General features: G+C 65.8%; 21 protein-coding genes and 2 pseudogenes. 13 read left to right on the top strand and 10 right to left on the bottom strand.

What is annotated here, in order from left to right:
* Positions 1 to 490: 490 nt before the first annotated feature.
* From BMZ69_RS20420 to BMZ69_RS20430, 3 genes are read right to left on the bottom strand one after another with little or no spacing between them, the layout of a single operon-like run.
* Positions 491 to 1,021: a (2Fe-2S)-binding protein gene (locus BMZ69_RS20420; RefSeq protein WP_092160080.1), complete on the bottom strand. Its 531-nt coding sequence runs from the start codon at positions 1,019 to 1,021 to the stop codon at positions 491 to 493.
* The gene (locus BMZ69_RS20425) at positions 960 to 1,412 is read right to left on the bottom strand and encodes an iron chelate uptake ABC transporter family permease subunit (protein ID WP_175506897.1); all 453 of its coding nucleotides are present in this window, start codon (positions 1,410 to 1,412) and stop codon (positions 960 to 962) included. Before BMZ69_RS20425 ends, BMZ69_RS20420 begins: the two co-directional genes overlap by 62 nt.
* Before the next feature lie 7 nt (positions 1,413 to 1,419).
* Positions 1,420 to 1,659: a TonB-dependent receptor gene (locus tag BMZ69_RS20430; RefSeq protein ID WP_092160084.1), complete on the bottom strand. Its 240-nt coding sequence runs from the start codon at positions 1,657 to 1,659 to the stop codon at positions 1,420 to 1,422.
* A 179-nt stretch (positions 1,660 to 1,838) separates the two neighbouring features.
* Between BMZ69_RS20430 and BMZ69_RS32395 the strand changes: the two genes are divergently transcribed.
* From BMZ69_RS32395 to BMZ69_RS20455, 5 genes are read left to right on the top strand one after another with little or no spacing between them, the layout of a single operon-like run.
* Entirely contained in the window at positions 1,839 to 2,312 is a 474-nt protein-coding gene (locus tag BMZ69_RS32395; protein ID WP_092160086.1) for an ABC transporter substrate-binding protein, read from the top strand.
* Entirely contained in the window at positions 2,309 to 2,584 is a 276-nt protein-coding gene (locus BMZ69_RS20440; RefSeq protein WP_210188056.1) for a P-loop NTPase family protein, read from the top strand. Before BMZ69_RS32395 ends, BMZ69_RS20440 begins: the two co-directional genes overlap by 4 nt.
* Before the next feature lies 1 nt (position 2,585).
* Complete coding sequence (locus BMZ69_RS20445; protein ID WP_092160088.1) at positions 2,586 to 3,419, top strand: asparaginase; 834 nt, start codon at positions 2,586 to 2,588, stop codon at positions 3,417 to 3,419.
* Entirely contained in the window at positions 3,416 to 3,610 is a 195-nt protein-coding gene (locus BMZ69_RS20450; RefSeq protein ID WP_092160090.1) for a hypothetical protein, read from the top strand. The genes BMZ69_RS20445 and BMZ69_RS20450 overlap by 4 nt, the downstream gene beginning before the upstream one ends.
* A 3-nt stretch (positions 3,611 to 3,613) precedes the next feature.
* Entirely contained in the window at positions 3,614 to 4,345 is a 732-nt protein-coding gene (locus BMZ69_RS20455) for a carbohydrate ABC transporter permease (RefSeq protein ID WP_092160092.1), read from the top strand.
* On the opposite strand, the gene BMZ69_RS20460 is transcribed toward BMZ69_RS20455, so the two are convergent.
* Positions 4,342 to 5,781, bottom strand: coding sequence for a short-chain fatty acid transporter (locus BMZ69_RS20460; RefSeq protein ID WP_092160094.1), 1,440 nt, complete (start codon positions 5,779 to 5,781; stop codon positions 4,342 to 4,344). The two genes, BMZ69_RS20455 and BMZ69_RS20460, sit on opposite strands and share 4 nt — an antisense overlap.
* 40 nt (positions 5,782 to 5,821) lie before the next feature.
* Complete coding sequence (locus tag BMZ69_RS20465; RefSeq protein ID WP_244543457.1) at positions 5,822 to 9,232, bottom strand: molybdopterin-dependent oxidoreductase; 3,411 nt, start codon at positions 9,230 to 9,232, stop codon at positions 5,822 to 5,824.
* A gap of 110 nt (positions 9,233 to 9,342) precedes the next feature.
* Here BMZ69_RS20465 and BMZ69_RS20470 point away from each other — a divergent pair, with 110 nt between their 5' ends.
* Together BMZ69_RS20470 and BMZ69_RS20475 are read left to right on the top strand one after the other, a co-directional pair.
* On the top strand, positions 9,343 to 10,008 hold the full coding sequence (locus BMZ69_RS20470) for a GntR family transcriptional regulator (protein ID WP_092160096.1): 666 nt from the start codon (positions 9,343 to 9,345) through the stop codon (positions 10,006 to 10,008).
* A 211-nt stretch (positions 10,009 to 10,219) separates the two neighbouring features.
* Positions 10,220 to 10,579 (top strand): annotated as a pseudogene (locus BMZ69_RS20475) (ABC transporter permease subunit); the annotation flags it as partial.
* 373 nt (positions 10,580 to 10,952) lie between these two features.
* On the opposite strand, the gene BMZ69_RS20480 reads toward BMZ69_RS20475, so the two are convergent.
* Both BMZ69_RS20480 and BMZ69_RS20485 read right to left on the bottom strand, forming a co-directional pair.
* Entirely contained in the window at positions 10,953 to 11,132 is a 180-nt protein-coding gene (locus BMZ69_RS20480) for a hypothetical protein (protein WP_092160098.1), read from the bottom strand.
* 96 nt (positions 11,133 to 11,228) lie between these two features.
* Positions 11,229 to 12,230, bottom strand: a complete 1,002-nt coding sequence (locus BMZ69_RS20485) for a helix-turn-helix transcriptional regulator (protein ID WP_092160099.1) — start codon at positions 12,228 to 12,230, stop codon at positions 11,229 to 11,231.
* Between the two features lie 164 nt (positions 12,231 to 12,394).
* On the opposite strand from BMZ69_RS20485, the gene BMZ69_RS20490 reads away from it, so the two are divergent.
* The 6 genes and pseudogenes from BMZ69_RS20490 to BMZ69_RS31275 form a co-directional block, all read left to right on the top strand.
* Positions 12,395 to 12,829: a helix-turn-helix domain-containing protein gene (locus tag BMZ69_RS20490; protein WP_175506898.1), complete on the top strand. Its 435-nt coding sequence runs from the start codon at positions 12,395 to 12,397 to the stop codon at positions 12,827 to 12,829.
* A 253-nt stretch (positions 12,830 to 13,082) separates the two neighbouring features.
* Complete coding sequence (locus BMZ69_RS20495) at positions 13,083 to 13,874, top strand: hypothetical protein (protein ID WP_139219132.1); 792 nt, start codon at positions 13,083 to 13,085, stop codon at positions 13,872 to 13,874.
* A 72-nt stretch (positions 13,875 to 13,946) separates the two neighbouring features.
* Positions 13,947 to 15,377, top strand: a complete 1,431-nt coding sequence (locus tag BMZ69_RS20500; RefSeq protein ID WP_092160102.1) for a DUF1254 domain-containing protein — start codon at positions 13,947 to 13,949, stop codon at positions 15,375 to 15,377.
* Positions 15,378 to 15,463: 86 nt separating this feature from the next.
* Complete coding sequence (locus tag BMZ69_RS20505; RefSeq protein ID WP_092160378.1) at positions 15,464 to 15,820, top strand: HdeA/HdeB family chaperone; 357 nt, start codon at positions 15,464 to 15,466, stop codon at positions 15,818 to 15,820.
* A gap of 240 nt (positions 15,821 to 16,060) precedes the next feature.
* Positions 16,061 to 16,306, top strand: a complete 246-nt coding sequence (locus BMZ69_RS32165; RefSeq protein WP_092160103.1) for a hypothetical protein — start codon at positions 16,061 to 16,063, stop codon at positions 16,304 to 16,306.
* 27 nt (positions 16,307 to 16,333) lie between these two features.
* Positions 16,334 to 16,461 (top strand): annotated as a pseudogene (locus tag BMZ69_RS31275) (IS3 family transposase); the annotation flags it as partial.
* Positions 16,462 to 16,725: 264 nt separating this feature from the next.
* Here BMZ69_RS31275 and BMZ69_RS20515 read toward each other — a convergent pair.
* From BMZ69_RS20515 to BMZ69_RS20525, 3 genes are all read right to left on the bottom strand, one after another.
* A complete protein-coding gene (locus BMZ69_RS20515; RefSeq protein WP_175506899.1) occupies positions 16,726 to 17,169 on the bottom strand; it encodes a gamma-glutamylcyclotransferase in 444 nt (147 codons plus the stop codon).
* Positions 17,170 to 17,232: 63 nt separating this feature from the next.
* A complete protein-coding gene (locus tag BMZ69_RS20520) occupies positions 17,233 to 18,270 on the bottom strand; it encodes an ABC transporter ATP-binding protein (protein WP_092160106.1) in 1,038 nt (345 codons plus the stop codon).
* 4 nt (positions 18,271 to 18,274) lie between these two features.
* Complete coding sequence (locus BMZ69_RS20525) at positions 18,275 to 19,138, bottom strand: ABC transporter permease (protein WP_092160107.1); 864 nt, start codon at positions 19,136 to 19,138, stop codon at positions 18,275 to 18,277.
* Between the last annotated feature and the right edge of the window lies 1 nt (position 19,139).

The raw sequence follows: 19,139 nt of genomic DNA on the forward strand, positions 1-19,139 counted from the left end.
CGAAGCCGAGGAACGCTATTACGCGATGCTGGACGAGCCAGCCATCGCAGCCTGACTCAAACCAAACGGCCTCCGGCGAACCCGGGGCGGTTCACAGGCCTGATGGAGAACCGCGCTTGCGGCCAACTTTTTCTAGGGAGATCGAGCCTCGTAGCTGACGCCGCAATAGGCGCCGAATTGTGTGGATTTCGGATGCCATGGCGCTATGGTCAGCAGCCTCTGCAGTTCACATTTTCCTTTCACACAGCAACCTAAGCGGAAGTCGAAAAAGCCTTTATAATTCAGTACTTAGGTCGCTCTACTGGAGGTTCGAGTCCTCTCCTGGGCACCACTCTTTCTTCCTCAGCAGGAGAAAGAGTTACGCATTGACAAGAGGTTAGGTGGTATCCGCTTTGACACCGCGGTGTCACACCATGGCTCTTGCGATGCTTCGTCCCTTCGCTACCAAGTCGGGATCGTACTATCTCAATGTGAGGGTTCCCCTGGCCCTTCACCCGCTCGCCAAAGGGCAGCGGGTCAGCTTGCCTGCAGGCGACGAACACCGTTCCATCGGCATCGGTGACAAGGTCGTCTTCTCGCTCAGGACGAAAGCGCCCAAGGTCGCCAAGGAGCGCTTTCCCCTCGCGCTGAACGCCCTCAATGCCTTCTTCGAATCGCTTGGGCGCCCGCCCCAGTCCAGAAGGCGAATGCTGGGCTCGAGCACGATGTCATCGAACAAGGCGGCAGGCCAGGCTGCCGTTCTCGGCATGGAGCTTGGTGCAGCGGTCCGCCGAAGTCGTCGTCTTGCGTCGGGGAGCGGGCAGGTCGAGCAATAACCGAGCTCGGGGATGAGATAGCGAATGCAGCAGACGCGCCGCAGCCGTGTCGGACCGTCTTTGTATTCGGGATAGCGGACAGGGTCGAACAACCGGTTCGGCCGGCCGTCTGGCAAGCGCCTTGCCGCCATCAGTGTCAGCGCATCAGCAACTGGCGGCCGGGCACCGACCACCTGCTCGACACGCCTGACGATGAAGTCGAACATGTTGCCCGCATTGGGCCACGACCAGGGCCGAGAGCGAAACTGCGAGGCCGAGAGTGGCGAGCCGCGTCAGCGGCAACGACAGGCCCATGGCGCGTGCGACATCATCCTGCAACGCCAGGACCGTCAATGGCCGCACCAGCAGCGTAGCGAGCCCCGCAGCGACCGCGAGGGGAGGCAGCAAGGCCCGTACCGCCAGCCAGTTGTTCTGGTTGAGCGAGCCGGCCTGCCAAACGAAGAGATCGCGCAGCGCCTCCTGATGGAACAGCGCCAGCATGGCATTGATGCCGCTAAGATAGATCGTGACGACTAGTCCGGCGAGGATCAGCGCGAGGGAATCGAAGCGCTGGCGCCAGGCGGCACCGGCCGCCAGCAAGGTGCGTCTAGAGAGCAAGCCGCGCTCACCAGCGATAGCTGAGCGAGGCCGAGACGGTGCGCGGGTCGCCATAGCGGCGGCCGGTCGAGCCGGCGCAGGTCATGAACTGCTTATCGAGCAGGTTCTTGGCCGAAACCTGCAGTACCATGCCTTTGAGAGACGGCGCGAGCTTCTCGAAATCATAGCTCAGCATGGCGTCGATGACGGTGCAGCCGGGTATGTGATAGGCGAAGCCGATCAGGTTGGTGCCGCTGAGATAGCGCACGCCGCCGCCAAGCGCCTCCTGCGCCGCCCGCCCGTCATCACGCCTCCCTCCGACCGGGACCGGCTGAATCAGAGCTTTACGCCCGCAGCAACGCCGTTTTTTTTGCGACATCGGCGCTGTTCAGTCTCAAATCCCGTGTGCAGCAAACACATACGGACCCGACGCCGTGTTATCGATGAATGGCAGGATATACGCAGGCAGATCCGGATCTCTCGGCGCGTGCGGCCCGACGCGGCGCAGGTTCGCGATCAAATTCGACCGCGGCGGGGTCCGCTCCAGGAAAACGCGGACTGCGCAGGGAACATGATCCCGATTGGCCGAGACGCCGCTCGCGACGCCGTGCAGGGCCATCCGGCGAAAGCTGTGTCGACTTCGCCGCCACGGTCCCCGGCGTCAAGAGGGTGGGGCTGCTGGCCGAGAACACCGATTACGGCCTGCCCGCCTCGCAGCAGACCAAGGCCGGGTTCGACAAGCTGAACATCGCCAGCGTGACCTTCACGGTCGATATCGGCACGCAGGATTTCGCGGGCATCATCCAGCGCGTCAAAGCCGAAAAGCCTGCCATGATCATCCAGCTCCTAACGGCCGAAGGTTTCTATAATTTCACGCAGCAATCCGGCCGAAGCGGGGATCGGGCGGCCGGCAGCGGATGACCGAGATCGGACGCACCTTGATGGCAGAGCCCAAGGTGTTACTGGTCGACGAGCCGACGGCCGGCTTGTCCAAGATGTATGCCGAGGAGGTGTATCAGATGCTGTGCGACCTGCGCGACCGCGACAATCTCGGCATCCTGCTGGTCGACCAGGAAATCCGCCACGCCTTGCGGATCGCTGACTATGTCTACGTCCTCGAGCTCGGCCGCAACAAGTTCGAAGGCCCGCAATCCAGGTTCAGCGACCTCGCCAAGGCGCTCTGGGTCGGCTGAGATGCGGTTGTTGATCCATACCGGCGGCACCATCGGGATGGTGCCCTCGGACGGTGGCCTTGCGCCCGGCGCGGGCGTGGTCGAGGCAGCGATCGGCAGCCGGGCGCGCATCCATGCCTTCGACCCGCTCCTCGACAGCGCCGCGATCACCCATGCCGATTGGAACCGCCTGCTCGACCTGATCGAGGCCGAGGCCGGGCCGGTGGTGATCACGCATGGCACGGATACGATGGCCTATACGGGGGCGGCGCTGTCCCAAGCCCTGGACGGCTGGCCGCATCCTGTCATCCTGACCGGCGCAATGCAGCCTTTGGGCGCCGGCGGCGATGCCGAGGCCAATCTCGAGCTTGCGCTGACGGCTGCGCCCGAGCCCGGGGTCTGGCTGGCCTTCGCCGGCCGACTCCTGCCGGCGGGAGCCTTGGTGAAGCATAACAGCCACGCTGCCGATGCCTTCCGATCGGTGGCCGAGCCACCCGCACCGGGCCGCTTCCGGAGCCGCCGTTTCGCCGACCGCGCACTCGGCATCCTGACGCTGTCTCCCGGCATGACCGGCGCGATGATCGCTGGAGCGCTCGCGACGCTGGATGGCGCGGTGCTACGCGTCTTCGGCGCGGGCACGATCCCGGCGGAACCGTCTCTCGCCCGAGCCCTCGCCGAAGCCGTCGGGCAAGGGCGGCGCCTTCGCGCTGTGTCCGCCTGCGAAACCGGCGGCCTCGCCCTGGGGGCCTATGCCGCCGGGGCGGCCTTGTGGGCCGCCGGTGTCGAGAATGGAGCGCGCGAAACAGCCGAAGCGGCGCTGATCCGCCTGTGGCTGTCGCTGTCGCAGGAGACTTGAGGCAGGCAGCGGCGGCCTCGCCGGGCGCCGTCTCCCTTGCGAAAGCTGAGAATGCCACCCTGAGCGGCGCTGTGGTCGCGGCGGCCGAGCTCTTTCAGATCTCGAATATCGAGTACGCGGTGATGGCGATCGCGGAGAACCTGAGAGGACCGGCGGTCGGCCAGCCCTCGGCGGCCGATGCGCGGCGCTAGTGGTTGCAGGCCAAGCGCAGGCAGCTGACGCCCTATCTGTTCATCGCCCCGAACATGGGGCTGTTCTCGGTCTTCGTCTTCTTCCCGCTGCTCTATGCGTTCTACATCAGCCTGCGGGAGTGGAGCCTGATCGATACGCCGCGCTATATCGGGCTGGAGAACTATGCTCGGCTCGCCGGCGACACGCTGTTCTGGCAATCGCTCCGCCGCTCGCGCTCGTCGCCGATGCCTTCCTGCTTGGCCGACGTCGCAGCGTCGAACCGTTCGAGTATCGAGTCGAGCGTCTTCGGCTGCGATACGCCGCGGGAGACGGCCGTCGGCTTTCCCGACACCGGCAAGCCCACCATCGCCAAGGCCAAGGCAGTGCTGCAGGAAGCCGGCTACAAGGGCGAGAAGATCGTCATTACCCCCGGCGGCATCGCCTCCTTCGCGCCGCTGGCGCCGATGACGCAGCCGCTCCTGCGCCAGATCGGCATCCCTCCGAAATTCCGACGACGGAATGGGGCGCCTTCCTGGCCCGGCGCGCCAAGCTTGATCCCCTCGCGGAAGGCAGTTGAAACCTCGCCCATGGGGTCTTCGACGGGATCGACCCGATCTTGCCGCTCGGCTTCAACTTCGATGCGCGCGGCAAGGTCGCCTATGCTGGCTTCGTCGATGAACAGCCGAGCTTTGCAATCGTCTGAGACCATGGCGCTGGCGATCTATGGATTTCCCGCCATGGATTTGGGCGCCTAAGGGATGACCGGGGCGCGGTAGGCGAAGGTGTGCATCAGGGCGACCGCGAGCAGCATCATCACCGGGAAGTGGATGAAGAACTGCATCGAGGTGTAGCCGATCAGGTCCTTCGACTTCAGCTTGAGCACGCCGAGCAGCGGCAGCATCCAGAACGGGTTGATGAAGTTCGGCAGGGTCTCGGCGATGTTGTAGACCATCACGGTCCAGCCGAGATGCGCGCCGATCTCGTTGGCCGCCTTCATGATGTAGGGCGCCTCGATGATCCATTTGCCGCCGGCCGAGGGGATGAAGAAGCCGAGGATCGCCGAATAGACGCCGACGATGAAGGAGAACACGCTGGCATCGCTGGCGAGGCTGACGAACCAGTGCGCGATCGTGTCGGACAGCGAGGCGCCCTCGGCCTTCACCCGCGTCAGCATATAGGCGATGCCGCCATAGAACGGGAATTGCAGCAGCACGCCGGCAACGCTCGGCATCGCCTGCGAGAAGCTGACCAGAAAGCTGCGCGGCCGCCAGTGCAGCAGGGCGCCGACCAGCAGGAAGACGAAATTGTAGGTGTTGAGACCCGACATGGTGATCAGCGGATTGCCTGACTTGAAGGTCTCGTAGAACCAGCCGGCCGCCAGCACGACGATCAGGATGGTCAGGAGCGGGCTGAATTCGAGATAGTCGCCCGGCCGGGTCGGCTTCTGCTCGGCTTTGACGTCGGCGAGGTCGACGCCGAGATCGGAAGCGGTCCTGGCAGCCGCATCGGACGGTGTGGTGTAGTAGCAGATCGCCGCCGATAGCAGGGTGCCGACCACGATCACCAGCAGGTTCTGCCAGGTCAGGATCGTCTCGTAGAAGCTGATCACGCCGGTGATCGGCATCAGCGAGGGCGGGATGCTCGCCGGATTGGCCTGGAGCTGCGCCGCCGAGGAGCTGATGCCGAGGGTGAAGCCGAAGCCGAGCCCGAGATAGCCGGCCGCGCCCGCCGCGCGATAATCGAGGCGTATGTCCTTGCGCCGCGCGATCTCGCGCACCAGCAGGCCGGAGAAGATCAGGCTGACGCCCCAGTTCACCAGCGAGAGCAGGATGCTGACCACGCCGACGAAGACCACGGCGCCGCGGCCGGTCGACGGCACCGCGGCGGCCCGGCGCATCAGCGCCGCGACCGGCGGCGAGAGCGCCACGATGTAGCCGCCGATGGCCACCAGCGCCATCTGCATGGTGAACGGGATGATGCTCCAGAAGCCCTCGCCGAAGGCGGTGCTGACCGCGACCGGCGAGCCGCCATGCACGATCGCCGCGAGCGCCACCGCCACCGTCGCCAGCAGGACGAAGATATAGGCGTCCGGGAACCAGCGCTCGGAAAAGGCCACCATGGTCTGCGACAGGCGCACGAGGACGCCTTCGCGCGGCGCAGCCGCGCGTTCGTTCAGGATCGTATCTGTCATTGTCCCCTCTTATGGCGGTTTGCCGCCGTTGGTTTGCAGTCTAGGCGTCGAGAACGAGGTCGCTGAGCGGTACCGCGCAGCAGGTCAGGCAATCGTCGGGCGCGCCGTCATAGGGCGAGAGATGGCTGGCCGTGCCGGAGACGACGCGCAGGCGGCAGCTCTCGCATTGGCCGCTGCGGCAGCCGCTCGGCAGCGACAACCCTGCCGCCTCCGCGGCATCGAGCAGGCTGCCTGACTGCACAGACCAGTCGAACGCTTTCCCGCTGCGCTCCAGCACGATGCGGCGCGGCACCAGGTTTGAGGGCATCTCGATCTGCGAGACGAAGACCTCGCTGAAGACGTCGAAGCCCGGAAGGCCGATACTGGCCAAAGCGGCCCGGGTTTCGGTGACGAAGCCGTCGGGCCCGCAGAGATAGGCCAGCGGCCGTCGCGAGCCGGATGCGAGGCCGAGATCTGCGATATCCGGCCGGCCGGCACGGTCATAGTCGCGGCCGAGCCGATCCTGCGGCCGCGGCCGGGTGAACGCCCGGATCAGCCGCAGCTCCGGGATTCTGCCGGCGATCTTGCTTAGCCAATCGCCGAAGGGCTGCTCGACCCCGTTGCGGCAGATGTAGACGAGCTCGACCGAGGGTGGCCGCAGCTCCGGCGCGATCCTTGCGAGCGCAGCGAGATAGCCGGCGAAAGGGGTGATGCCGACGCCGGCCGCGACCAGGATCACCGGGCGGTTGCCGGTCACGGGCGGGGTGAATATCCCCGCAGGCGGCTGCAGGGTGACGATGCTGCCCGGCGCAAGCTCGTGCAGGCGCGTCGACATCCGTCCCGGCGGCATGCCTTCGCCGCCGGCCGCGATCCGGCGCACCGCCATCTCGTATTCAGTGGGGTTCTCGGTCGGCCCGGTCAGCGAATAGCTGCGCGACAATCCTGTCGCGGTCTCGGTCACTTGGACATGCTGGCCGGGCAGGAAGCCGGGCAGCGGCTCGCCATCGACGGGAGCCAGGCCGAAGGCGAGGACATCCGCGGCCTCCTGCCGGCGCGAGCTCACGCGGAAGGCGCGCTCGCCCGTCCACCAGCCACGCGAGGCCGCCTCGTCGCGGATGATCTCGCAGGCCACCGCCCGCAACGGCACCGAGCCGCTGATCGGGTCGCGGTCGCGATCCGTGAGGATCGCGTTGATGTTGCGCGTCGCCGCGCCCGTCACCGCCCCGCCGGGACGCCCGAGCGGCGTGCAGGCCTCCCACCAGCCGAACTCGGCGATCACGGTTCCGGCCGGCAGCGTCGGCTCCAGCTTGGCGCGCAGCTTCGCCTCGCCGTCGCGCGTGCGCACGGTCACCCAGTCGCCGGAGACGATGCCGCGCGCCTGCGCATCGGCCGGGCTGAGTTCGACCGAAGGGTCGGGAGCCTTGCGCCTGAGCGAGGCGACATGGCGATGCGACGAGTGGACGAACCAGCCGGACTTGGCGGTCGAGAGCAGCAGCGGCAATTCGGGTGGGCGCCCGGCTGCGCTCGCCGGCTCGACATGGCAGGGCAGCGCCGGATGGCCCAGCGCCAGCAATTGCTCTGAGTAGATCTCGACCCGCCGGCTCGCTGTCGGGAAGCCGGCGACACCGCCCTCCCCGCGAGGCGCGGCATATTTGCGCTGCGGATTCGGCTGCGGCACGCGGATGCCGCCCGGCGCCGCCCGCAATTGCGCGACACTCAGCCCGAGCGGTGCGAGTTGGTGATTCCAGCCGGCTTCGATCGAACCGCCGAAGAAGGCATCCGCATGGCCGAGCCGGCAGGCGAGTTCGAAGGCGATGTCATAGTCGGCCCGGACATCGCCGCGCGGCGGCACCATGGCCTGGCGCAACTGGATGTGCTCGACCGCTTCCTGCGTGATCTCGAAGCCGAGCCGGAGCGCTTCGCGCTCCCAGGGCATGCTCGCCGGCAGGACGATATCGGCCTGCTCGGCGGTCGGGTTCATGAACATGTCGACATGGACATGGAAGTCGAGCGCCTGTAGCGCCGCGCGGTTGCGCCCGGAATCGCCCTGCGACACCACGAAATTGGTGCCGAAGCTCATCAGCGCGCGGACGCGGTAGGGCTTGCCTTCGAGCACGGACCGGCAGAAGTCGCGGGCGGTGATCCAGCCCTTGGCCGGCGGACCCAATGGCAATTCGGCGAGGCCGAGCGCCTTGCGGCGCTGGGTTTCGGGCAGCAGGCCATAATCATTCACCGCGCGGAAGGGCGGCGCGCTCGTCCAGACATTGCCGCCGATACTGTCGCTCGCGCCGGTCAGCGCATAGAGCGTACCTATGGCGCGCTCGATCATGGTCGCATTCGAGTGCTGGCCGACGCCGGTCCAGGAGTGATAGGCGAGCCGGGGTGAGCCCTCGAACAGCGCGTAAAAGCGGGAGAGGTCGTCCGTCGCGAGCCCGGTGATCCCGGCGACATGCTCCGGCGTGAAAGCCGCGGCCTCGCGCGCCAGCAACTGCATCACGGTGGCGCAAGCGATCATCCGGCCATCAGCGCCCTGCAGCATTGCCTCGCCATCGAGGACGATGTCCTGCGGTCGCGCCAGCGCTCCTGATGTGTCATAGGTCACAGCCGAACCATCCGGGCGCAGCAGCACGAAGGCCTCGGCCTCGCCATCCGGCCAGAGGTCGCGCGCCCGCAGCAGGCGCCCCGTCGCGAGATCGACCAGCATCGGCGCATTCGTCCATTTCCGGACGAAACCATCGTCATAGCTGCGGTTGGTCAGGAGATGGCGGATCGCGCCCATGGCGAGCGCCCCGTCGGCGCCCGGGCGGATACCAAGCCAGAGATCGGCGCTCTCGCCGGCGCCGCCGCGCTTGGGATCGACCACCGCGACGGTCGCGCCGCGCTTGCGGGCCTGCGCGATGCGGGTCGCCTGCGCCAGCCAGGTCCGCGTCGGGTTGTGGCCCCAGAGCACGATGGCGTCGGCATTGTCGTAGTCGGCCGCGCCGATGCCGCGGCCATAGGTCAGGGCCTGGGCGAAATCCTTATGCCAGCCGCAGATCTCCACGGCGTAGATCAGGTTGGGGCTGCCGAAGCAGCGAATGAAGCGCTCGACCCATTCGAAGCTGTCGACCATCGGCGTGCCGCTCGGCGTCGTCACCGCGAAGGCGACGGTCTCGGCCCCGGTCTCGCGGCGGATCGTACCAAGCTGCTCGGCGATCTTGTTGAGCGCTTCCGACCATTCGACCTCGATCCATTCCGGCGTTTCCGCGCCGCGCGGCGTGGTCCGCTTCAACGGCTTGGTCAGCCGCAGCGGGCTGTCGACCAGCTCGGGCGCCGCCCGTCCCTTGGCGCAGAGCGCAGCCCCGGTCGGATGGGCCGGATTGGGCGAAACCGCTACGAGCCGCCCGTCCAGCACATGGTTCAGCGAACCACAGCGGGAGCGGCACAGGGTGCAATAGCCCTCTTTGATCTCGGCATTCCGCATATCGGACATAAGGTAGTGTATTACGCGTGACGCGCTACTTCAAGTCAGAGATGCGACTCGCCATATCCCGACTGATCGTGGCAGAGAGCGCGGACGATTGCGCGCAAGGTGGGGAACGGATGCAGCTGGTCTCGGGAGATGCCAATCTGCGCGAACAGGTCGTCGATCAGCTGCGGATCGCGATCGTCTCGGGCGAGCTGCCGCCGGGCACGGTCTGCTCGGTGCCCTCGCTGGCGCGCACGCTCGGGATCTCAACGACGCCGATCCGAGAGGCCCTGCTCCAGCTCACTTCGGACGGGCTGCTCCAGCCGATGCGCAATCGCGGCTTCCGGGTCGTCGATCCCTCTCTCGACGAACTGCGCGGCATCTTCGAAGTGCGCATGCAGCTCGAAGCCTCCGCCTTCCGCAAGCTGGTCAGGATGGGGGCCGATGACCTGTCGGAACTCGAGGCGCAGGCCGACGCCATCGCCGAATCCGTCGAAACCGGAGACGTGCCGCGCTATCTCGCCGCCGACAGGGCATTTCATGCGGAGTTGCTGGCGCTCGCCGGCAACGAGGTCCTGGCCGACATCGTCCTGCGCCTGCGCGACCGGATGCGGCTCTATGGAATCCGATCGCAGCACGGCCTTGAACGGCAGAAGGCGTCAGTGCCGGAGCACTACCGCATCATCGAGATCATCAAGCGGGGCCTCGAAGACGAGGCCGAGGCGCTGATGACCGGCCATATCATGGCTTGGGAGCCGATTTTCACCGAGGCCATTGCGCAGAGGAACGCTCAAGTTTAGCCGCACATGAAAGAATTCGCGAGCCGGGTTCCGCCCGGCCTCCGGAAGCTCCTCTGGCCGTCAATGCCCCCTGCGCAAGACCATGCCGATCGAGCTGTAGAAAAGCTCGAACAGAACCTTGAACGGTGCCGTGCTAACAACCTCATCTGCCCGAACTCAGTGTATTTCACCACTCCGAAAAACTGCTCGATACAGCTCTGGAACTTGCTGCCTCAATTGCGGCGCCGGCCGCGCACAGGCCTTCTGGCACGTCGTGCTGCCCAATACCGCGCCCGGCGTCGCCGCAGGGGCCGTCTTCTCCTTCCTGGCGTCCTTCGACGAGGCGACCGTGGCCTTTTTCATCTCCGGCATCGAAGGCAAGACGACCACGCGAAAACTCTTCGAAGACATCGACTACAACCTGACGCCCGTCATTGCGGCCGCATCGACCGTGATGGCGGCGCTGTCACTGGTGCTGATGGGCGGTGTCGAGCGGCCCCGCTCGCGCTCGGCGCGGACGAACATCCGACGTGATCCATTCCCAAATGTCAGCGACTTGTCATGCTCAAGCTCAACGACCCGTCCCTCCTGAAATCGCAATGCCATGTCGAATGGAACCGTTGCCGCAGCCGCGCGAGGCCATCCGTTCCTCTCGGCGCAGTGATGAACGCCGGCAATTGATGAGGGGCTTGCGCACGGCCCTACTGCTTGAACCCGATCAAGACCCCGTCTGCACCCAGGGAGAGCTGCAGGCCCCTCCTCTGCGTCGCCAGGCGCATCACCACGCCCTTGGCGTTACGGAGCCAGAGTGTCCCACGACCCTGCTGGCCGATCGCCCAGCCTTCGCGAATCTGCACATAGGCGCCGGCGACGTCCTCGACGTCCTTCAGACCATAGACCGCGCCGGTCGCCGTAAGCCGCGAGGCGCCGATTCCGCCGATGCCGAGCCCTCCGACGGTGAGGTCCTAGCTGTTGTTGCGGAAGCGCAGCGTGCCGCCGCCGATCGCGCCGGAACCGATGAAGGCGACCTGCAGCTGTTTGATGCGGATGGTTGCGCTGGGCGGTCCGGCGGGACGCGGCTGCGCCTCAGCGTGCGCACTGATCAGCAGGAAGCTCAGAAGGAAGGTGGCGATCCGGACAATCATGGTTCTTCTCCCGATCGTTCATCTATGGAGCGTCTGCGTCTGGAAGACTTGCCATTTCGCGCCAATCAACGGCTGGGCTCGCGACGACGCCGATGCCTATCGCAGCCTCGACTGTTCACGATATTGCCGCGGGGTAACTCCGGAAATCCGCCGGAAGGCGCGGGTGAAGTGCGCCGGGTCCACATAGCCCGACGAGAACGCGACCTCGATGATCTTGGCATCGCTGTCGCGCAGCAGCCTGGCCGCGTTGTCGAACCGGGCCGCGCCGAGCATGTCCGAGAATGTCAGGCCGACGCCCGAGAGCCTGCGTTGAAGGCTCCTGACGCTGGTGCCGACCATGTCGGCGACTTGCGCGACGGTCGGAGTTCCTTCGCCCAGATATGAGGGCAACATCAGTCTGAGCGTGCTGACGAAATCGCCATCGCCTGGTCCGGCTTCATCATCGGACGCAGCGGCCGGCTCTTTGTGCCCGAGATTGGGACGGCTCAGATCCGACGTCGGCACCTCGATCCAGGACGCCTTCTGGCCGGGCAGGAAGCGGGTATCTTGCCAGAAGGCCAGGGTATCGCGATGAGGCGTGTAACGGGCTTCAAAGCCCATCCTCGCCGGAACCCAGTCCGGTCCGGCAAATTCCCGGACGATGTGGATCGGAAGGACGTTCTGAAGCCATTGCGAGTGCTCGAGATGCGGCATCCCGGCGGTCCCGGCGAGCTTGCTGCAGAGCCTCACATGGTCATCGTCGCGCTCGAGCCACATGTGCAGGACCGTGTCCTCGAGCGAGGCCCATTTGCAGACGCGTTGGAGTGCGGTGAAGAGCGTCGGCGACGAACCGATCAGAGTCCGAAGCCCTCCGCTGAGATGGCAAAATTGCAGACGCCGCGAGGCCTGAAACCCCAGGTCGGCGATGCCTTGCGATCTCCCCGCGACTTCGGCGAAGCGTATCATCGGTAGCAAGGGCACGAAGTGGTCGGCTTTTTCTTCCAAGGAGGCAGGCAGCCGAAATTTCTCCAGAAGCGAAGTCGTCGGGCCACCTGCCTCGTCGTGGATGTCGGCGAAAGGAATGAGGAATTGGCAACGGGCTAAAGGAATCGCGCTCATACTGTCCGCCCCCCGGCTGCAGCATCGATCGGTTTACTGATCTGGTCATTCCACGGCTGGCAGGCTGCTCCGCGATGACGTCGCGTCGGCTATCTCAGGATGATGTCTGCTCTTGTTGGATTTTGGCGTCTGATGGCCAGACGGACGCAATCTTCAGTCATCAAATGGCCCAATCGTTCAAACGGTTTGCAAAGGTTTCAGCCTTTGACGACGTGGCCATGAAGCTAGTCCATCTGCCCTCCCGATATGCGGTGCGCGCGGCGATTGCAGCGTCGCTGCAACACAATGGCGCATCCCTCCAAGATACCGCAAGGGAATTGGGCGTGAGCGCGCGCTCGCTGCAGCGTCGTCTCGCCGAAATGGGCACCAATTACAGCGAGATCGTCGCCGAAGTGCGTCTCGACACCGCCTGCCATCTCCTTGCCGAGTCCAGCGAGCGCATTTCGCAGATCGCCTCGCGCATCGGCTATGCCGGTCCGAGCAGCTTCAGCCGCACCTTCATGCGGATGATGAAGACTCGACCCGCCGCTTATCGGCGCCGATACAGGAACGGCAAGATGTTCCGTAGCGAAAGCCCAAATACCGGCGGCTCACGCTGAGCCGCTGCGTTTGGCACGAAATGGCAAGACACGCCCTGCGGGCCGGCGCGAAATGGCCAGGCAGGACCAGCCATGATCGAAGCGCCGCCAGGGTGCCAAGGGAGACAGGCTGGCCCAAGGGGGCATGATGCGGCGCGCGGGATCGAGGAATATTCGGACGGCTCGCGCACTCGCCGGTGCTGCTGCCTGCATCGGCACGGCCTCTTTCGCCGCCGACCTGCCACCGCGTCCGACAACTCCGCCACTGCCGCCGGTGCCGACCTGGACCTACATCGCCATGCCCTATGGGTGGCTGCCATCGATCAATGGCACGACCACGGTCAGGGGCCGCTCCACCAAGATCGACGCCCCGCTCGGCGAGATCCTGGATCGCCCGATTCCGGAGGAGCTCTTCGGCCTGATGGGGGCCTTCGAGGCCCGCAACGGGCGCTTCGGCATCATGACCGACCTTACCTACATGAAGCTCGGCGTCTCCGACAGCGGCGCCCGCGCCCGCAGCGTCAACCCCGACATCGCAGGAACGTTGGCGGCCGCCGTCTCGGTCCAGTTCAAGATGTTCATCGCCGAGGCGGCGCTCGCCTATGAGCTGGTCCGCTGGGACGGCGCGACACCCGGAACCGGGACCTCGATCGATCTCTACGGCGGCGGCCGCTTCTGGTGGCAGAACGCCGAGGCCAGCCTGGCGCTGACGGCGGGTCTGTCGATCGCGGACCTGACATTGCGCCGCGGCCGCGCCCTCGCCGCATCCGGCGACGTCACCTGGCTCGACCCGCTGGTCGGCCTGCGCCTGCGCCATCATTTCTCGCCGGCGACCGAGCTCGTGCTGCGCGCCGATATCGGCGGCTTCGGCGCCGGCAGCGATCTCTCCTGGCAGGCCATGGGCTATCTCAACTGGGAGTTCGCCCGCACTGCGAGCACCTCCTGGAGCGGCATGCTCGGATACCGGGCGCTCTATGTCGACTTTTCCAAAGGGCGCGGCAGGTCGCACTACGAATACGACATGCTGACGCACGGACCGGTCCTGGGCCTGACGGCGCGCTTCTGATCGGCAGCGTCGGTGCGAAGGCGTGCCTTCAGGTCGATGTTCCACTCTCGATAACATTGAGGAGGCAGACAAATGAAGATCACCCGTCGTTCCGCCGCACTGGGCGGCATGAGCTTGCTCGCCAGCGCGGCGACGAGCAACGCGGCGCTCGCGGAACACGGAGCGTTCCTCGGCCTCGGCGAAGGTCTCGAGGAATTCTGGCTCGCGACCGACGCCTACATCTTCGGCTATCCGCTGGTGACGATGGAGATGACCCGTCGAATCATGACCAATGTCGCCGAGCCCGTCGGCACCCGGGCGCCGATGGGCCATATCATCAAGCTGCGCAACTATCCCGACGCCTCATTCAAGGACGTCACGGCGCCGAACGCCGACACGCTCTACACGACCGCCTTCTTCGATGTCGGCAAGGAGCCCTGGGTGCTCAGCGTTCCGGACATGAAGGGGCGCTACTTCCTGCTGCCGATGCTCGACGGCTGGACCACGGTGTTCCAGGTGCCGGGCAAGCGCACCACCGGCACCGGCGTGCAGACCTATGCGATCACCGGCCCCGGCTGGAAGGGCACGCTGCCGGAGGGCGTGAAGGAGTGCAAATCATCCACCGACATCGTCTGGCTGCTCGGCCGCATCTACTGCACCGGCACGCCGGAGGATTATGCCGCCGTGCACAAGCTGCAGGACGAGTTCAAGCTCGTTCCGCTGAGCGCCTACGGCAAGCCCTATACACCGCCCGCCGGCAAGGCCGATCCGTCGATCGACATGAAGACCGCGGTCCGTGACCAGGTCAACCGCATGGACGCGGTCGCTTATTTCACCTTGCTCTGCGAGCTGATGAAGGAGAACCCCCCTTCGGAAGCGGACGCCGCTCAGCTCGCGAGATTTGCCAGCATCGGCATTGTCCCCGGCCAGTCGTTCGATGCGAGCAAGCTCAAGGCGGACTTCGCCAAGCGCATTCCGGACATCGCCTTCGACAGGATCATGCTCCAGTTCAAGATCAACAAGGCGATCACGCAGCAGAACGGCTGGGCGTTCACCACGAAGACCGGCATCTACGGCACGGATTACCTGATGCGGGCGCTGATCACGGCGATCGGGCTCGGCGCCAACCGCCCGCAGGATGCGGTCTACCCGACCTCGAAGGCGGATGCCGACGGGCATAAGTACAATGGAGCGAACAAATACGTCATGCGCTTCCCCAAGGGGCGCCTGCCGCCGGTCGAGGGCTTCTGGTCGCTGACGATGTATGACGACAAGTACTTTTTCGTGAACAATCCGCTGAATCGATACTCCGTCAGCGCACGGCAAAACCTGCAGACCAATCCGGACGGCTCGACGGATCTTTACATCCAGAAGGATTCGCCCGGAAAGGACAAGGAGTCGAACTGGCTTCCCGCGCCGGCCGGCGATTTCATCCTGATGCTGCGGATGTACTGGCCGAACGAGACGGACCCTTCGATCATCAACGGCAGCTGGACGATTCCCGCGGCCCGGAAACTCACCTGACGATCCGGCTCCTGCCTTCTCTTGGGAAGGCAGGAGCCGCCCGCCCAGCCGTTCGTTCGTACAATTCGAGACATGGAGACGACATGATGATCCGCCAGGCCCTTGCCGCATCGGCCTTGAGCTTGCTGTTGCTGCAGGCCGCGGGCGCTCAGACCCGGTTGAGCGCCTATGCCGATGAGAAGGGCTTCATCGACGTCCAGAAGCTGACCTGCGCCCAGCTCGCGGGAACCTTCCAGGAAGACGCCGACATGCTCACCGCCTGGTACAGCGGCTGGTACAACGGCCTCGCCCGCAAGCATTTCCTCGACGTCAAGAAGGGCAAGGAAGCCGAGCACGAGGTCATTCAGTACTGCAAGGCCAACCAGGACAAGAAGATCATCGAAGCGATCGCCGTCGTGTTCAAGGACATGCGCGCGAAGCTCGGGATCGAGATGAAGCCGTAGCGTCCGCCCGGAGGATAACGCGCGTCATCCTGGAGCAGGCTCATGACGGTGGCCGATCGGCACTGATCTCGGCTCCCCGGCATCGCTCGATCATGTCGACAAGGCCCCGTTCGCCTTCAACGCCGAGATCGCCGAGATTAAGCTGGAATACCTGCAGTAACCATTGACCCGGGGCTCGGCTGCGCTGCGGCCGTGCCCCGGGGACCGACGGAACTTCCATCATCGACAAGGAGAGGCATCATGAAAACTCTGATCTCGGCTGCTGGCATGCTCGGGCTGGCACTGATCACCATCCCGGTGGAAGCGAATGCCGTCGTTTGTGCACGAGGTGTCGTGAGAGCAGGATGCGCCGGGCCCAATGGAGCTGTCGTCGCGCGCCGCCCCGTGCCCGGAGCTGTGGTCGTGAGACCGGCCCCGCGGGCCGTGGTCGTCAGGCCGGCGCCGGTGCGCTGCGCGATCGTCAATGGCCGAAGGGTCTGCCGCTGAGCCGAGGCCCCAGGCAGGTGAATCCTGGAGCAGTCGGAGATCGAGAAGCTGCAGCGGGAGGTCGCCAACCTCAAGGCGGAGCGTGACATCCCAAAGAAGGCCGCAGCCTGCTTCGCGAAGGACGCGACATGAGGTTCGTGTTCATTGCGAAGCACAGCAATCCTCATAGGACAGCGGACCGGCGGGCTCGGCCCTGAGCATCTGCTATCACTCTTCGCGGCGGACCAGTTCATCGATATGAGCCCCGACATCGACGTCGAGGCTCAGCGAGCGTTCCGAAAAGATAGCCAAGGAGCCGACATCATCGACTACTTGGCGGTCCACTTTGGCAGCAAGGGCGCCCCCACGCGAAGGAGCGCTCGTCGGCGGGATATGCCGGAGTGTCCAGTCGTCGCAGCCGGGATCGCTGCAGCGACTCGTCACACGCCCTTCAGCAACTTTTCCAGCTTTGCGATATAGGCCGGCGGCAGCTTGTTGGCGCGCGCGCCCTTGAGCAGGGGCTCAACATAGTGCGCCGGCGCGCCGGCCGGTCCCGACGGGTTCGGCATGTCGTAGGTCGTCGACGCCACGACCTCGCCATCGGCAGTATGAAGCAGGATGGATTTGTGAGCCCAATGACCCTTGTCGGTGCCGGCCGACTTGTCCATCGCCGCCATGTCGCTCTCGGACAGCTCGTAATGGACGCCCCAGGTCTCGGCGCCCTTGACCGGGGCGAGCCGCGCGCCGTTGTAGGCGCCGTCCGTCGTCGTGCCGAAGGAGAGCTCGTAATCCCTCAGGCAGGCAATGCTGAGCGCCTTCGCCGAGGGCGCGACGCCATGGATCAGGTCGATGTCCATGAGATTGGCATAGGCGAAGTAGTTCACGTCGATCTCCATGTCGGGTTGGATTGTGAGGGGTCGGTCCGCGGTGCAGTCCCGAACCGGTGATCAGCGCGGCGGCTCGCGCCGGGCGTCCCAGGTCTGAGGCAGCGCCGCCAGCGGCGCGAGGGCGTCGATCTCGAAGGCGCGATGGCAGCGGGCCTGCCGCCCCGGCGCAATGGTGGCCAGATGCGGCGGCACGTTCCGACAGAGCGGCAAGGCGAAAGGGCAGCGCGCGGCGAAGCGGCAGCCGGGCGGCGGCTCGACGAGATCGGGCGGGCCACCGGGGATCGCGATCGGCTCGTCGCGGCTGCCGAGCCGCGGCAAGGCGTTCTTCAGGCCGAGCGTATAGGGGTGGGCCGGTCGGCGGATCACGTCGCGTGTCGGCCCGGTCTCGACGATCTCGCCGGCATACATCACCGCGACGCGCTCGCAGTTCTCGATGACGAGGGCGAGATCATGCGTCACCAAGAGCAGCGAGAAGCCGAGCCGCTGCTGCAGCTCGCGCAGGCTGCGGAAGATCTGGTCCTGGACGACGACGTCGAGCGCGGTGGTCGGCTCGTCGGCGAGGACGAGCGGCGGCTCCAGCGCCAATGCCATGGCGATGATGGCGCGCTGGCGCATGCCTCCGGAGAACTGGTGGGGATAGTCGCGCGCCCGCTCAGGCGCGACGCCGACCATGGCCAGCAGTTCTTGCGTGCGGCGCCAGGCCTCGGCGCGGGAGACCTGGCGATGGGCGAGGATCGCCTCGGCGATCTGGTCGCCGACGCGCAGGACAGGGTTGAGCGCGTTGAGGGCACTTTGCGTCACCATCGAGATGCCGGCCCAGCGCACGGCGCGGCGCTGCTCGGTGCTGGCCGAGACAAGGTCGCGGCCCTGGAAGGCGATGCTGCCGGCGTCAATGCGGGCATTGCCGGGCATCACGCCCATCACGGTCTTGAGCAGGGTGCTCTTGCCGCAGCCGGATTCGCCGATCAGGCCGAGATTCTCGCCCTGGCCGAGCGCGAGATCGATATTGGCGAGGGCGCTGGCCGGGCCGCGCGGCGTGGAATAGCTCGCGCTGAGGCCGGCGATCGAGAGCAGGGAACGGGTTTCGCTTGCTGGCATGGCGTCAGCCCGTCCTCAGGCGCGGATTGACGACCTGCTCATAGGCGCGGCCGACGAAATAGACCGCCGAGACCAGCACCATGATCGCGATGCCCGGCGGCACAACCCACCAGGGCGCGCGGTACATCATCTGCGAGGCATAGGCGTCGTAGACGATCGAGCCCCAGCTCACCACGGAAGGATCGCCGAAGCCGAGGAAGCCGATGCTGGCCTCGGTGATGATCGCCCAGGCGAGCGCGAAGGCGACGCTGACCAGTGCGATCGGCATGATGTTGGGTGCGATCTCGCGATAGATGATGGCAAGATCGCTGGCGCCGGTGATGCGGGCGGCGGCGACGAAGGGCATCTCGCGCAGCGACAGGACCTGGGCGCGCACCACCCGCGCCGTCGAGCGCCACATCACCAGCGTCATGGCGATCACCATCGTGGTCAGGCTGCGGCCGGTGAGCGAGAGCACGATGATGATGAAGGGCAGGAAGGGCAGGCCGAGGAACATGTCGGTCAGCCGCATCAGGAAGGAGTCGATCCGGCCGCCGAAATAGCCGGAGATCAGTCCGATATTGACGCCGATCACCACCGTGCCGAGCGCCGTCAGCCCGCCGACCAGAAGAGCCGGACGGGCGCCGACCAGCATCTGGCTGAGCACGTCGCGGCCGAGCAGGGTGGTGCCGAGCCAATGCTGCCAGGAGGGCGGGGCGAGCCGCAGCAGCTTGCCGGCGGCGTCATAGTTGCGCGCGACCGGATCATAGGGCGCGATGGCGGGCCCGAGGATGGCGAGCGCGACGCAGAGGCCGAGGATCACCAGGCCGGCGGGGCCGAAGGGGCCGCGCCAGACCGCGCGAAAGAAGTCGAGGATTATGCTCGGCATG

The organism is Allobosea sp. CRIB-10, from assembly GCF_900112185.1.
Lineage (GTDB): Bacteria > Pseudomonadota > Alphaproteobacteria > Rhizobiales > Beijerinckiaceae > Allobosea.

Coding starts and splice junctions, on each gene's coding strand:
- BMZ69_RS20460 (WP_092160094.1), bottom strand. CDS start 5,781: ATGACAGATACGATCCTGAACGAACGCGCGGCTGCGCCGCGCGAAGGC.
- BMZ69_RS20470 (WP_092160096.1), top strand. CDS start 9,343: ATGCAGCTGGTCTCGGGAGATGCCAATCTGCGCGAACAGGTCGTCGAT.
- BMZ69_RS20420 (WP_092160080.1), bottom strand. CDS start 1,021: ATGTTCGACTTCATCGTCAGGCGTGTCGAGCAGGTGGTCGGTGCCCGG.
- BMZ69_RS20525 (WP_092160107.1), bottom strand. CDS start 19,138: ATGCCGAGCATAATCCTCGACTTCTTTCGCGCGGTCTGGCGCGGCCCC.
- BMZ69_RS20480 (WP_092160098.1), bottom strand. CDS start 11,132: ATGATTGTCCGGATCGCCACCTTCCTTCTGAGCTTCCTGCTGATCAGT.
- BMZ69_RS20465 (WP_244543457.1), bottom strand. CDS start 9,232: ATGTCCGATATGCGGAATGCCGAGATCAAAGAGGGCTATTGCACCCTG.
- BMZ69_RS32395 (WP_092160086.1), top strand. CDS start 1,839: ATGGCAGGATATACGCAGGCAGATCCGGATCTCTCGGCGCGTGCGGCC.
- BMZ69_RS20500 (WP_092160102.1), top strand. CDS start 13,947: ATGAAGATCACCCGTCGTTCCGCCGCACTGGGCGGCATGAGCTTGCTC.
- BMZ69_RS20520 (WP_092160106.1), bottom strand. CDS start 18,270: ATGCCAGCAAGCGAAACCCGTTCCCTGCTCTCGATCGCCGGCCTCAGC.
- BMZ69_RS20505 (WP_092160378.1), top strand. CDS start 15,464: ATGATCCGCCAGGCCCTTGCCGCATCGGCCTTGAGCTTGCTGTTGCTG.
- BMZ69_RS20490 (WP_175506898.1), top strand. CDS start 12,395: ATGGCCCAATCGTTCAAACGGTTTGCAAAGGTTTCAGCCTTTGACGAC.
- BMZ69_RS20440 (WP_210188056.1), top strand. CDS start 2,309: ATGACCGAGATCGGACGCACCTTGATGGCAGAGCCCAAGGTGTTACTG.
- BMZ69_RS20485 (WP_092160099.1), bottom strand. CDS start 12,230: ATGAGCGCGATTCCTTTAGCCCGTTGCCAATTCCTCATTCCTTTCGCC.
- BMZ69_RS20445 (WP_092160088.1), top strand. CDS start 2,586: ATGCGGTTGTTGATCCATACCGGCGGCACCATCGGGATGGTGCCCTCG.
- BMZ69_RS32165 (WP_092160103.1), top strand. CDS start 16,061: ATGAAAACTCTGATCTCGGCTGCTGGCATGCTCGGGCTGGCACTGATC.